Origin of the sequence: Streptomyces sp. WM6386 (assembly GCF_000972385.1) — a bacterium.
Taxonomy (GTDB): Bacteria; Actinomycetota; Actinomycetes; order Streptomycetales; family Streptomycetaceae; genus Streptomyces.
The window spans coordinates 241,533-254,576 of record NZ_JXTE01000001.1; the positions used below are offsets into that span (position 1 = coordinate 241,533).

General features: G+C 70.7%; 11 protein-coding genes. 4 read left to right on the forward strand and 7 right to left on the reverse strand.

The genetic code is table 11. The annotated features are described in order from the left end of the window. The first annotated feature begins 6 nt into the window (after positions 1–6). Positions 7–1,029: a hypothetical protein gene (locus tag TN53_RS01020; protein WP_046256331.1), complete on the forward strand. Its 1,023-nt coding sequence runs from the start codon at positions 7–9 to the stop codon at positions 1,027–1,029. 31 nt (positions 1,030–1,060) lie between these two features. Here the strand turns inward: TN53_RS01020 and TN53_RS01025 are convergent, their stop codons facing one another. Further along, a complete protein-coding gene (locus tag TN53_RS01025) occupies positions 1,061–1,978 on the reverse strand; it encodes a peptidoglycan-binding protein (RefSeq protein WP_046256332.1) in 918 nt (305 codons plus the stop codon). Positions 1,979–2,197: 219 nt separating this feature from the next. On the opposite strand from TN53_RS01025, the gene TN53_RS01030 reads away from it, so the two are divergent. Then, the gene (locus TN53_RS01030) at positions 2,198–3,838 is read left to right on the forward strand and encodes an ABC-F family ATP-binding cassette domain-containing protein (RefSeq protein ID WP_046256333.1); all 1,641 of its coding nucleotides are present in this window, start codon (positions 2,198–2,200) and stop codon (positions 3,836–3,838) included. 40 nt (positions 3,839–3,878) lie between these two features. Here the strand turns inward: TN53_RS01030 and TN53_RS01035 are convergent, their stop codons facing one another. The 5 genes from TN53_RS01035 to TN53_RS01050 form a co-directional block, all read right to left on the reverse strand. After that, positions 3,879–5,213 carry an IS630 family transposase gene (locus TN53_RS01035; protein ID WP_095046221.1) on the reverse strand — a complete coding sequence of 445 codons (1,335 nt, stop codon included), beginning with the start codon at positions 5,211–5,213 and terminating at the stop codon, positions 3,879–3,881. Between the two features lie 45 nt (positions 5,214–5,258). Continuing rightward, the gene (locus TN53_RS01040) at positions 5,259–6,431 is read right to left on the reverse strand and encodes a serine hydrolase domain-containing protein (protein ID WP_046256335.1); all 1,173 of its coding nucleotides are present in this window, start codon (positions 6,429–6,431) and stop codon (positions 5,259–5,261) included. 188 nt (positions 6,432–6,619) lie between these two features. Next, on the reverse strand, positions 6,620–9,028 hold the full coding sequence (locus TN53_RS01045) for a Tex family protein (protein WP_046256336.1): 2,409 nt from the start codon (positions 9,026–9,028) through the stop codon (positions 6,620–6,622). A gap of 80 nt (positions 9,029–9,108) precedes the next feature. After that, positions 9,109–9,240 (reverse strand): LPFR motif small protein, encoded by a 132-nt coding sequence (locus TN53_RS49075; RefSeq protein WP_252100478.1) that lies wholly within the window; start codon positions 9,238–9,240, stop codon positions 9,109–9,111. Positions 9,241–9,453: 213 nt separating this feature from the next. Further along, entirely contained in the window at positions 9,454–10,323 is an 870-nt protein-coding gene (locus TN53_RS01050) for an SCO6745 family protein (protein ID WP_046256337.1), read from the reverse strand. A 114-nt stretch (positions 10,324–10,437) separates the two neighbouring features. Here TN53_RS01050 and TN53_RS01055 point away from each other — a divergent pair, with 114 nt between their 5' ends. Next, entirely contained in the window at positions 10,438–11,397 is a 960-nt protein-coding gene (locus TN53_RS01055; RefSeq protein ID WP_046256338.1) for a GlxA family transcriptional regulator, read from the forward strand. A gap of 259 nt (positions 11,398–11,656) precedes the next feature. Further along, a complete protein-coding gene (locus TN53_RS01060) occupies positions 11,657–12,292 on the forward strand; it encodes a DJ-1/PfpI family protein (RefSeq protein WP_046256339.1) in 636 nt (211 codons plus the stop codon). Here TN53_RS01060 and TN53_RS01065 read toward each other — a convergent pair. After that, complete coding sequence (locus TN53_RS01065) at positions 12,279–13,028, reverse strand: enoyl-CoA hydratase/isomerase family protein (protein WP_046256340.1); 750 nt, start codon at positions 13,026–13,028, stop codon at positions 12,279–12,281. The genes TN53_RS01060 and TN53_RS01065 overlap by 14 nt on opposite strands. Positions 13,029–13,044: the final 16 nt, after the last annotated feature.

Consider the following 13,044-nt stretch of genomic DNA (forward strand, 5'->3'; position numbering starts at 1 on the left):
CGCAGCATGTCTGCCGAGTACGCGACCTTCGGCCTGGCACCGGCGATGCGTGCCGGTGGAGTTCTCGTCAACGGTGAGTACCAGGTCCACCGGGACTTCATGGACTTCATCGTCGACGGACGACCGCTGCTCTTCCAGCTCTCCGACCTCGACGCCGTCTCCCCACTGGCCTCCGACGTACCACCCTCGATCTTCACCGCCCAGGTCCGCAGCCTGCTGCTGGAGACGGACGCCCCGCTTCCGGGTGGGCGCTACGTCATATACGGCTGCCCCGAGTGCGAGGACCTCGGGTGCGGTGCCGTCACCGCCGTGATCGAGAAGGAGCACGGCGACTTCATCTGGCGGGACTTCGCCTGGCAGACCGACGAACACGCCGACCTGGAGCTCAACGGTTACCACGGCATCGGCCCCTTCCGCTTCCGCGGCCCCGAGTACCGGCAGGCCCTGGACTCCCTGCTCGGCCCCGACTCCGCGAGCCCGCGCCGCCGCGTCCTGCTGATCGGCGCCCGCGTCGCCCTCCTCGCCAAGCTCGCCGCCGCCCTGCGCACCATCGGCATCGGCGCCGACATCACCCAGGACGCCGAGGGCGTGCCCGCCGACGAACTGCGCGCCTACGGTGCCGTCGCCTTCGGCCGTGCGGTCGCTCAGCAGGAACGTGCCGCCGTACGCCGGTCCTTCGAACGAGCCGGCGTCGAGGTGGCCTATGTCGACGGCCTCGCCCCGATAGTCCCCCTCCTCGTCGCCCAGATCGAGCACGCCCTCGACCGCAGCCCACAGGAACAGCGCCGCCTGACCCGGCTGGTCGCCGCCGACGGCGAGGCGGGCGTCGAGGTCACCTCGCCGTGCCGGGTGCGTCTCACGGCGTACCGCCTCGACCGGCTCCTGCGCACCCACGCCGAGGAGGTCTTCGACGGGGTCCTGGAGGCGGGCCGGCATCGCATCGCGCTGGACGCGAGGGCGGTGAAGGGGGAGTCGTTCGTGGTGGCGCGGACATCGGGGGGCGTGCTGGTCGAGGCGATGGCGCACTGAAGGCCCCCGCCTCGGCGGGGGCCCCGGGCACTCAGGAGAACAGCAGGCGCCAGGTCAGCGGACCGGGGGTGCCGTCGGCGTCGCCGCGCAGCTCCTTGCGCGACTTCTGGAAGGCCCGCACATTGAGCTGGTCCGCCTCGCCCCACGTCTTGCTGGGGCCGACCTTGTAGTGGTCGCCGAACCCGCGCTTCACCAGCTGCTTGCCGAGCTGGAGGACGTACTTGTTCGAGGCACCGGTCACGAAGTACTTGCGTCCCGGGAACGCGGGGATCTTCGGCTTGGCGGGCGTGGTGGGGGCGGGGGTGTCGTCGTCCACGTCCAGCTCGGCCTTGGCGTACTTGAGGAGTGCGGCGAAGTCGATCGCCCCCGGGTCGCCGTGCTCGTTCTCGACCACGTGGAGGTGCCCGCAGATCCCCTTGAACTTGTTCCACTGCGCGACCGTCATCCGGGCCCCGTTGCCCTTGCCGAACGAGCTCGGGTACGCGGGCCACTCCTGCGGCCCCGACAGCGGCACCCCGTGCTGCTCGTGCATCCAGGCCAGGAAGCCGGCGACGGCCTGCAGCGCCCAGTCCGGGGCCTCGGGCCAGTAGATGTGCGCCTGGCCCGCGGCCTTCCACTTCTTGTGCGTCTTGGGGTCGCAGGTGCCGACCAGCTCGACCTGGCACACGTTCGCGGTGTTGGTCTCCGCGCCGCCCCGCAGATTGACCAGCGCCCTGGACGAGGTCTCGATGTCGAAGTGCTGGAACCACTTCAGCTTCTTGGCGTCGAACTCCGGCACCGCTGTCAGGTTCGGAGCGGAGCCACCGCCGCCGTAGCCGGGCAGGGTGCGGCCCTCGGTGGTGTGCAGGACGACGACGTTGACCTCCATCGGATCACCGCCGAAGTCGTCCTGGTACCAGTTCGCCCGGCTCGCGCCCGGAAAGCGCTGGGGACCCGTCTTCGTACTCATCTCTGAACTCCTGAAGGGGTGATGTGGATCGGGTGACCGTGCGGTGCAAGGAAGTTGACCGCAAAAGTACGGCCGACCGGGGGAGGTCGGTGCGTGTCGCCGTTGCTTCGCCGTCGTCGTGTTGTCGTCGTGTTGTCGTCCCGCCGAGCCGGAGGCGTGGCCCCCGGCACGGAATCCGCGAGAAGCCCCCTCGAGCACCTCGCTAGGATCGATCCCCTCATGACTGCCACACTCGTCGCCAAGAATCTCGCCGCCGGCCACGGCGACCGCTCCCTGTTCGCCGGGCTCGACCTAGTCGTTGCGCCCGGTGACGTCATCGGGCTGGTCGGAGCCAACGGCGCGGGCAAGTCCACCCTGCTCAGGCTGCTCGCCGGGCTGACCACGCCGGAGGACGGCGAGCTCCGGCTCTCCCCGCCGACGGCGACCGTCGGCCACCTTCCTCAGGAGCCGGAGCGCCGCCCCGGTGAGACGGTCCGGGAGTTCCTGGCCCGCCGCACCGGCGTCGCCGAGGCCCAGCGGGTCATGGACGAGGCGACCCAGGCCCTGGTCGACGGGGCGCCGGGCGCGGACGACGCGTACGCCACGAGCCTGGAGCGCTGGCTCGACCTCGGCGGCGCGGACCTCGACGAGCGCGCCGCCGAGGTCGCCGACTCTCTGGGCCTGGCGGTGGACCTGGACCAGCCGATGACGGCCCTGTCCGGCGGCCAGGCGGCACGGGCGGGGCTCGCGTCGCTGCTGCTCTCCCGCTACGACGTCTTCCTCCTCGACGAGCCGACCAACGACCTCGACCTGGACGGCCTGGAACGCCTGGAACGCTTTGTGAGCGGCCTGCGCGCGGGCACGGTCGTCGTCAGCCACGACCGCGAGTTCCTCACCCGCACGGTCACCAAGGTCCTCGAACTCGACCTCGCGCAGGGACAGATCAACATCTACGGCGGCGGCTACGAGGCCTATCTGGAGGAGCGCGACGTGTCCCGCCGGCACGCCCGCGACGACTTCGAGGAGTACGCCGACAAGAAGGCGGCCCTCCAGGACCGGGCGCAGACCCAGCGCTCCTGGATGGACAAGGGCGTCAAGAACGCGCGCCGCAAGGCGGGCAACGACAACGACAAGATCGGCCGCAAGTTCCGCAGCGAGGCCAGCGAGAAGCAGGCCGCGAAGGCCCGGCAGACCCAGCGCATGATCGAACGCCTGGAGGTCGTCGAGGAGCCGCGCAAGGAGTGGGAACTGCGCATGGAGATCGCCTCGGCACCGCGCTCGGGGTCGGTGGTGGCGACCCTGCGGGAGGCGGAGGTCCGCCGCGGCGACTTCGGGCTCGGCCCGGTGACCCTTCAGATCGACTGGGCGGACCGGGTGGCGGTCACCGGTGCGAACGGCGCCGGCAAGTCGACCCTCCTCGGGGCACTGCTGGGCCGCGTCCCGGTCGACGCGGGCACCGCTTCGCTGGGCTCCGGCGTCCTGATCGGCGAGGTCGACCAGGCCCGCAAGCTGTTCCACGGCACCGAGTCACTGCTGGACGCCTTCTGCGCCGCGGTCCCCGACACGGAACCGGCCGAGGTCCGCACCCTGCTGGCCAAGTTCGGCCTGAAGGCGAACCACGTCCTGCGCCCGGCGGCCACGCTCTCCCCGGGGGAGCGCACGAGGTCCGCCCTGGCCCTGCTCCAGGGCCGGGGCGTCAACCTCCTGGTCCTCGACGAACCGACCAACCACCTCGACCTCCCGGCCATCGAGCAGCTGGAGTCGGCGCTCGACGCCTACGAGGGCACCCTGCTTCTGGTGACTCACGACCGCCGCATGCTGGACGCGGTCCATGTCACCCGCCGTCTGGAGGTCGCGGACGGCAAGGTGACCGAACGCTAGTGTCCTGCGCCTGAAATCACGGGCTTAAATCTGTCGCCGGTTATCGCTGGCTGGCTGGAGGAGTGACCTTGGCGAGGTAGTCGGCGAGCGAGTTGAGGATCTCGTCGGCGGTCTTGGTCCAGGTGAAGGGCCTGGGGTTCTCATTCCATGAGTCGATCCAGGCTCTGATGTCATCCTCCAGCGCCTTTACCGAGGTGTGGACGCCGCGCCGGATGAGCTTGTCGGTCAGCAGGCCGAACCATCGCTCGACCTGGTTGATCCAGGAGGAGCCGGTCGGAGTGAAGTGGACATGGAAGCGGGGGTGCTTGCCGAGCCAGGTCCTGATCTCGGGGGTGTTGTGGGTGGCGTAGTTGTCACACACCAGGTGCACATCGAGCCCGGCGGGAACCCTCTTGTCTATCGTGACCAGGAACTTCTTGAACTCGACGGCCCGGTGACGGCGGTGCAGTTCACCGATGACGGTGCCGTCGGCGATGTTGAACGCGGCAAACAGACTGGTAATGCCGTGCCGCAGATAGTCGTGGGTACGCCGCTCGGGCATGCCCGGCATCATCGGCAGCACCGGCTGCGAGCGGTCCAGCGCCTGAATCTGGCTCTTCTCGTCCACGCACAGCACCACCGCCTTCTCGGGCGGGTGGTGATACAGGCCGACGACGTCGACGACCTTCGCGACGAACTGCGGATCGGTGGAGAGTTTGAAGGCATCCTGCAGGTGCGGCTTGAGGTCGAACTTCTTCCAGATCCGCCCGATCGTCGACTTCGACAGCCCGGTGCGCTCGGCCATGGAAGCCCGCGACCAGTGCGTGTCCTTGCCCGGGGCCGATTCCAGCGTCGCCACGACAACATCCTCGACCTGGTCGAGCAGGATCGAGGGCGGCCTGCCGGACCGCGGCTCATCACTCAGCCCGTCCAGCCGCCGCTCGACGAACCGGGCCCGCCAGCGGCTCACCGACTGCTCGCGCACCCCGAGTTCGGCCGCCACCTGCTTATTCGTCCCGCCTTCCGCGCAACCCAACACGATCCTCGCCCGCAGAGCCAGGAACTGCGCGGTCCTGGCGCGCCTGGCCCAACGCGTCAGCTGAGCCCGCTCCTCATCACTGAGCACCAGCTCCGACTTGCGCCGGCCCGGCCGCGGATCATCCGCCAGTCCGGCCATCCGGCGGGCAGCAAACCGCGACCGCCACTTCCTCACCGTGTCCGCGGTGACCTTCAACTCCGCTGCCACACGCGTATTCGGCTGCCCGTCCGCGCACGCCAAAACGATCCGGGCCCGCTCGACAAGACGGGGCGCCACCGCCCCGCTCACCCAGCGCACCAACTCGGCGCGCTCCTCATCAGACAGCACAACTTCGACGGCACGCGGACCCCGAGACATGAAAACAGGCTACAGATTTAAGCCCGTGATTTCAGGCGCAAGACACTAGGACCGGTGGCGCAGCAGCGCGCAGACGAGGTTCTCCTGGACGGCGCGCATCCGGCGCAGCAGGTCGGGCTTCTGGGACTGGTTGATCTGGGTGGTGACCGAGAGCGTCAGTGACCGCTGCCCGTCCGGAGTGGCCGCCATCAGCTGGGTGTAGCCGAGGGTGTTGCCGGTGTGCCCCAGCATCACGCCGCAGCGGGTGGTGTAGCGGAAGATGCCGAGCCCCGCGTCGTTGCGCCCGGGCCCCTTGGGCTCGGAGTTGCCGGGGATCCAGTCGCGCTGCTGCTCCACGACCTGCGGGCCGTACAGTCGTCCTTCGGCGTAACCGCGGATGAAGCGCGTCAGGTCGGAGGGCGTGGAGACGATTCCGCCCGAGGCCCACACGCCGGACATGCCCAGGACCTCGCTCACGTCCTCGGGCGGGTCGGGCGGGGTCACGTCGTAGCCGTGCAGATACGGCTTCGGCATGCGGTACCCCTGCGGCAGGCTGGTGTCGCGCAGGCCCAGCGGCCGGTACACCAGCTTGTGCAGCAGTTGTTCGTACGGGATGCGGGTGGCCGCCTCCGCCATCAGGGCCACGGCGATGTTGTCCGAGTTGGAGTACTGGTACCGGGAGCCCGGCGCGAACCGCAGGGGTTCGCCGGCGGCGAAGTCCAGCAGCTTGCGGGAGTCGAAGCGGTGCCGGGGGTCGGCGAGGACGATCTTCAGGAACCCGGGGCTCTGCGAGTAGTCGGGCAGGCCGCTGGTGTGGTGCAGCAGCTGGCGCAGTGTCACGGCGTGCCAGGCCTTGGGCAGGTGAGGCAGCCGCTCACCGAGGGTGTCGTCCAGGTCCAGGGTGTTCCGGTCGACGAGGGAGAGCGCGACCGCGCCGCTGAAGGCCTTGGCCGTACTGGCGATACGCATGTGATCGTGGGGCGTGGGCCGACGGCCGGTGTCGAGATCGGCGACCCCGGCCCTGAGGACCCGGCTGGTCCTGCCGTCCCGGAGCACGGCGATGACGCCGGGCGGACCGCCGGGCGCGTCGACCAGGTCCTCCAGCTGCTGCCGGAGCCCGGCGTCGGAGTGTGGTCCGGGAGGCGTGGCCGCGACGGCGGCGGTCTGTGACAGGGCGGCCAGAGAAGCCGCGATCAGTGCGACGGCCGTACGGCGACGGAATCCGGAGGGGACAGGCATGGACTCTCCCGGGCAGGCGGGACGGGGTGGACTGACCCGCCCAGCTTCGCCCCGCCCGGATCCGGGCAGCCGGTCAAGCTACTGCACCTGGCGCAACGGGAAGGGCGCGAAGCGCCTCTTCCAGGGGCGCGGGGAACTGCGCGACCAGCCGCGACGGCCCCGCAGTCTCCCCACCATCGGCGAAGCCGTCAGCGCTTGCCCTTCTTCGGATCAAGCAGCCCGGCCTTGCGCAACGCATCCGCCATCGCGCTGTTGGCCGGCGGCGGCGCCGCCTGACGCGAACCGCCCCCCTGCCCACCACGGCCGCCGCCCTGCCGCTGCTGGCCCTGCTGCCGCTGCTGGGGCGGACGTCCGCCCCGCTGTCGGCGCTCGCCCCCGCCACCCTGCTGATCCTGGGGAGCCGATTCGTCGTCCAGCCGCAGCGTCAGCGAGATCCGCTTGCGCGGGATGTCGATGTCGAGAACCTTCACCTTGACGATGTCACCCGGCTTCACCACGTCCCGCGGGTCCTTCACGAAGGTCTTCGACAGTGCCGAGACATGCGCGAGACCGTCCTGGTGGACACCGACGTCGATGAACGCCCCGAAGGCCGCCACGTTGGTGACGACGCCCTCCAGGACCATCCCGGACGTCAGGTCGGAGATCTTCTCGACGCCCTCCTTGAAGGTGGCCGTCTTGAACGCGGGCCGCGGGTCACGCCCCGGCTTCTCCAGCTCCTTGAGGATGTCGGAGACGGTGGGCAGACCGAAGGTCTCGTCCACGAACTCCTGGGGCCGCAGGGAGCGCAGCACGCCCGTGTTGCCGATCAGGGACGCGACCTCCCGGCCCGCGGTCTTCACCATGCGCCGGACCACCGGATACGCCTCGGGGTGCACGCTGGACGCGTCCAGCGGGTCGTCGCCGCCGCGGATCCGCAGAAAGCCCGCGCACTGCTCATAGGCCTTCGGACCCAGCCGGGCCACCTTCTTCAGTGCGGTGCGCGAAGTGAAGGGACCGTTGGCGTCGCGGTGCGCCACGATGTTCTCGGCGAGGCCGGAGGTGATGCCGGAGACCCGGGCGAGCAGCGGGGCCGACGCCGTGTTGACGTCCACCCCCACACCGTTCACACAGTCCTCCACCACCGCGTCCAGCGAACGCGACAGCTTCACCTCGGACAGGTCGTGCTGGTACTGGCCCACACCGATGGACTTCGGATCGATCTTCACCAGCTCGGCCAGCGGGTCCTGGAGACGGCGGGCGATCGACACCGCGCCGCGCAGCGACACGTCCATGTCCGGCAGTTCCTGCGAGGCGAAGGCCGACGCCGAGTACACGGACGCGCCCGCCTCGGACACCATCACCTTGGTGAGCTGCAACTCGGGGTGCTTGGTGATGAGTTCGCCGGCGAGCTTGTCGGTCTCGCGGGACGCCGTGCCGTTGCCGATCGCGATCAGGTCGACCGCGTGCTCCTTGGCGAGGCGGGCCAGCTTGGCGATCGCCTCGTCCCACTTGTTGGCCGGGACGTGCGGGTAGATGACGTCGGTGGCGACGACCTTGCCGGTGGCGTCGACGACGGCGACCTTCACGCCCGTCCGGAACCCGGGGTCCAGGCCCAGCGTCGAGCGCGTGCCGGCGGGGGCGGCGAGCAGCAGGTCGCGGAGGTTCGCCGCGAAGACGTTCACCGCCTCGTCCTCGGCGGCGGTACGCAGGCGCAGTCGCAGGTCGATGCCGAGGTGCACCAGGATGCGGGTGCGCCAGGCCCAACGGACGGTGTCCGTGAGCCACTTGTCGCCGGGGCGGCCGCGGTCGGCGATCTGGAACCTGTGCGCGACGATTCCCTCGTACGAGGAGGGACCGGGCTGCTCGGAAGGCTCCTCCGGCTCCAGGACGAGGTCGAGGACGTCCTCCTTCTCGCCGCGCAGCATGGCCAGGACGCGGTGCGAGGGCAGCTGCTTGAAGGGCTCGGCGAAGTCGAAGTAGTCGGCGAACTTGGCGCCCGCCTCCTCCTTGCCCTCCTTCACCTTGGCGGCGAGGCGGCCGCGCACCCACATGCGCTCGCGCAGCTCGCCGATCAGGTCGGCGTCCTCGGAGAACCGCTCGGTGAGGATGGCCCGTGCGCCGTCGAGCGCGGCCTGCGGATCGGCCACGCCCTTGTCGGCGTCGACGAACGCGGCGGCGGCGGACAGCGGTTCGACGCTCGGGTCCCCGAGCAGCCCCTCGGCGAGCGGCTCCAGGCCGGCCTCCCGGGCGATCTGTGCCTTGGTCCTGCGCTTCGGCTTGTACGGCAGGTAGATGTCCTCGAGGCGCGCCTTGGTCTCCGCGCCGCGGATCCGCGCCTCCAGCTCCTCGGTGAGCTTGCCCTGCTCGCGCACCGACTCCAGGATCGCCGTCCGCCGCTCCTCCAGCTCCCGCAGATAGCGCAGCCGCTCCTCGATCGTGCGCAGCTGCGCGTCGTCGAGCATCTCGGTCGCTTCCTTGCGGTAGCGGGCGATGAAGGGCACCGTCGAACCGCCGTCGAGCAGTTCCACGGCGGACTTCACCTGCCGCTCCCGCACGCCGAGCTCCTCGGCGATCCTTCCTTCGATGGATCCGATGTCGATGGGCTCGCGTGTCGTCACGATGCCGTACCGCCTTCTCACTGAGGTTGCGCGGCAATTGTGGCAGGTGGCACCGACACTCGGGGATCAGGGCGCGGACATCAGGCCCGTCGACTGCGCGTGGAACTCGATGCGCCGCCGAACAGCCGGGCCAGCGCCCGGAAGGGCAGCGTCACGACAGTGGCGATGGCGCCGCCGATCTGCCGGAGCACGTCTGCGATCGCTCGGAACACGAACTTCCCCTTTCGTCACCCGGCCACGCGACCGGGAAGTCCGGGTACCTCGCTGTGGTCCCGCCATGCATCCGGTTGCGCAGGAGCGCCGCCCTCGGACCTGCTCGGCGCTCGGCGACACCACCTCTGAGCGGCGGACGGGCGCGGGGGGTGAGCCCACCTCGACACGCGCCGGTGCTACCGCGTCCGCCCCGCCGTACCCCGACCCGACACTCAGCCCTTGCCGATCAGATCCGCCGGATACGCCCCCGCCGCCGACGCCGCCCGCGCGAAGCCCGCCCCGAGTTCCGTCAGCCGTGCCACACCCGCGGTGCCGAGGTGTTCGTACGGTGCCCGGTCCAGTCGGTCCGTCTCGGTCTCGATCTCCTCGCGCAGTGCCGCACCCTGTTCGGTCAGCTCACCGGCCTCGTCCAGGAGCCCGCGGTCCCGGAGCCGTCCGACCGCCGCGTCCCATTCGTCCTGGCTCCAGCCGCGCGTGGTGAGCACCCACTTGGGGCTCATGCCCTTACCGGTCGCCGCGTGGGCCACCATGGCCTCCAGGCCGCCCAGCTCCGCGGCGGTCAGCGCGGCGAGATGGCCGTCGCCGCGGTGCTCGCGCAGCAGGGTCGCGGCATGGAAGTACGCCAGGTGCGGCTCCTCGGGGACCGGCAGGTCCGCGTGCGCCGCGTACAGCGGACGAGCACTGCGCGAACCGGCCTCGGCGGCGCGCAGCGCCAGCTCCGCGGCCTCCGCCATCTCCGGTGACAGGAGCGTCTGCGCCCCGAGCAGCCGCCGCAGCGCCGCGTCGACGCCACGCACGCGTGCCGCGAGGACGGCCTCGGGCGAGGCCAGGGCCCACACATCGGGGACGTACCGGGCCACGAGCTCGTGCTTGTAGTTGGAGAACGTCGCCGTCACCGTCCCGGCGCCCACCGGCCCCATGGCGGCGGCCCGCACCGCGAAGTTGGCGGCCCTGGGGTGCGTGATTCCGATCCCGGCCAGCTCCTTGCCCAGTTCGGGCGCGAAGTAGGAGGTGGCGTGCAGGGAGTTGAGCACATTCGCGCAGCGGCGGACGGCCCGGAGCTCGATGGGGGCGGTAGTCATGCCCGGCAGGTTACCAACCGCTTGGTATGTCCCTCTATGGTGAGGACGGACGTGGCAGGAAAGGTGGGGTACTCGTCATTGCGGCCGTCCGCGGGTCCGCCCAGAATCGAGTGCATGACGCAGCGAACCGTCCTCGTCGTCCTCTTCGACGACGTGCAGAGCCTCGACGTCACCGGCCCCCTGGAGGTGTTCGCCGGTGCCGAGACGCACATCCCGGGCACGTACCGCATCCGTACGGCCTCCCTGGACGGCGCACCCGTGCGCACCTCCAGCGGCCTGACCCTCGTACCGGATCTGGCTCTCACGGACGCGCCCGTTCCGCACACCCTCCTGGTCCCGGGAGGTCAGGGCACCCGCCGTCCCGACCCGCGCCTGACCGACTGGCTGCGCGAGAACGGACCGCCCGCCGAGCGCCTCGTCTCCGTCTGCACCGGCGCGATCCTGCTCGCCGAGGCGGGCCTGCTCGACGGACGTCGCGTGACGACCCACTGGGCGTACTGCGACAGGCTCGCCCGCGACCACCCGGCGATCCACGTCGAACCCGACCCGATCTACATCCGGGACGGAACGGTCGCCACCTCCGCCGGTGTCACCTCCGGAATCGACCTCGCCCTCGCGCTGGTCGAGGAGGACCTGGACCGGGACGTCGCCCTCGCCATCGCCCGCCATCTGGTGGTCTTCCTGCGCAGACCGGGCAACCAGGCCCAGTTCAGCGCTCAGCTCGCCGCGCAGACCGCGCAGCGGGAGCCTTTGCGGGAGGTTCAGCAGTGGATCACCGAGCATCCGGACGGTGAGCTGAACGTCGAGTCGCTCGCTGCCCGCGCCCGCCTCTCGCCCCGCCACTTCGCCCGCGCCTTCCAGGCGGAGACGGGCATGACCCCAGGCCGCTACGTCGACCGGGTCCGCCTCGAACACGCCCGCCGCCTTCTGGAGGAAACCGCCGACGGCGTGGAGGAGATCTCCCGCGCCAGCGGCTACGGCACCTCCGAGACCATGCGCCGCGCCTTCGTCAAAGCCCTGGGAACGCCACCGACCGAGTACCGCCGCCGCTTCCGCCCGGCACCTGTCCACTGAGGGCGCCGTTCAGTCTTCTCCGGCATCCGCCCGCTGTGATGCCGGTCGGTTCCCTGCGCAACCTGCCCGCTGTGATGCCGGTCGGTTCCCTCCGCCACCTGCCCGCTGAGATGCCGGTCGGTTCCCTCCGGCAACCGCCCGCTGAGGCGCCGGTCGGTTCCCTCCGCCGCGTGTCCGCTGATGGTCGGTTCCTCGCCGACGTCCGCCCACCGAGACGCCGGTCGATTCCCTCCGGCATCCGCCCACCGAAAGGATCCCGATGCAGATCGCCATCGTTTTGTTCGACCGCTTCACGGCCCTCGACGCCGTGGGACCCTACGAGACCCTCGGCCGCCTCCCGGACGCGGAACTGTTCTTCGTCGCCGAGCGGACGGGCCCCGTCCGCACCGACACCGGCAACCTCGCCATCACCGCCGACCGCACGCTCGCCGACGTGTCGAGCCCGGACATCGTGGTCGTCCCCGGCGGCCCCGGACAGACCCCGCAGATGGAGAACGAGACCCTCCTGGACTGGCTGCGCACCGCCGACGCCACCAGCACCTGGACGACATCGGTGTGCACCGGATCGCTGCTGCTGGCCGCCGCCGGACTCCTCGACGGCCGCCGCGCGACCTCCCACTGGCTGGCCCTGGACCACCTGAAGCAGTTCGGGGCCGAGCCCACGGGGGAGCGGGTCGTCCTCGACGGCAAGTACGTCACCGCGGCCGGCGTCTCCTCCGGTATCGACATGGGCCTCACCCTGCTCGGCCGGATCGCCGGCGACGAACACGCCCAGGCCGTACAGCTGTTGACGGAGTACGACCCGCAGCCGCCCTACGACGCCGGCTCGCCCCAGAAGGCTCCCGCGCACCTCGTCGAGGAGTTCCGCTCCAAGAGCCGGTTCATCCTGAAGTAGTCCAGGTGAAGCGCGGCTGCCTGCGCTCCAGGAACGCGGCGACGCCCTCCGCGGTGTCGCCGTTGCCGCGTGCCTGCTCGGCCCAGTGGGCGTCCCGGTCCACGACCCCGCCCGCGAACTCCTTCGCCGCGGCCTGTGTCAACTGCGAACGGGACACCAGGATCCGGGTGAACTCCGCGACCCGCTTGTCCAGTTCACCCTCCGGCAGCACCTCGTCGACCAGCCCGGTGCGCAGCGCCCGGTCGGTGCCGATCAACTCGCCGGAGAACAGCAGGTACTTGGTGGCGGCCGGACCCACCAGTGCCACCAACCGCCTGGTGGAGGAGGCCGCATACACGATCCCCAGCTTGGCCGGGGTCACCCCGAACAGCGAGCCCTCCTGCGCGAACCGCAGATCGCAGGCCGCCGCGAGCTGTGAACCGCCGCCCACACAGTGCCCGCGGACCGCCGCCAGCGTCGGCTTCGGGAAGGCGGCGAGCGCCTCCTCGGCCGCCACCGCGAGCCCCTGTGCCTCTTCCGACGACTCCCGCAGCGTGGAGATGTCGGCCCCGGCGCAGAACGTCCCGCCCTCCCCGGTGAGCACCAGAGCCCGTACCTCCGGGTCGGCGGCGAGAGTGTCGAGCAGCGGCGGCAGCGCCCGCCACATCGCGGCCGTCATCGCGTTGCGCTTGGCCGGGTGGTGGATGACGACGGTGGCGACGGAATCGGTCACGCTGTACAGCAGCTGGGGCTCCATGGCCGGATGCTAACCG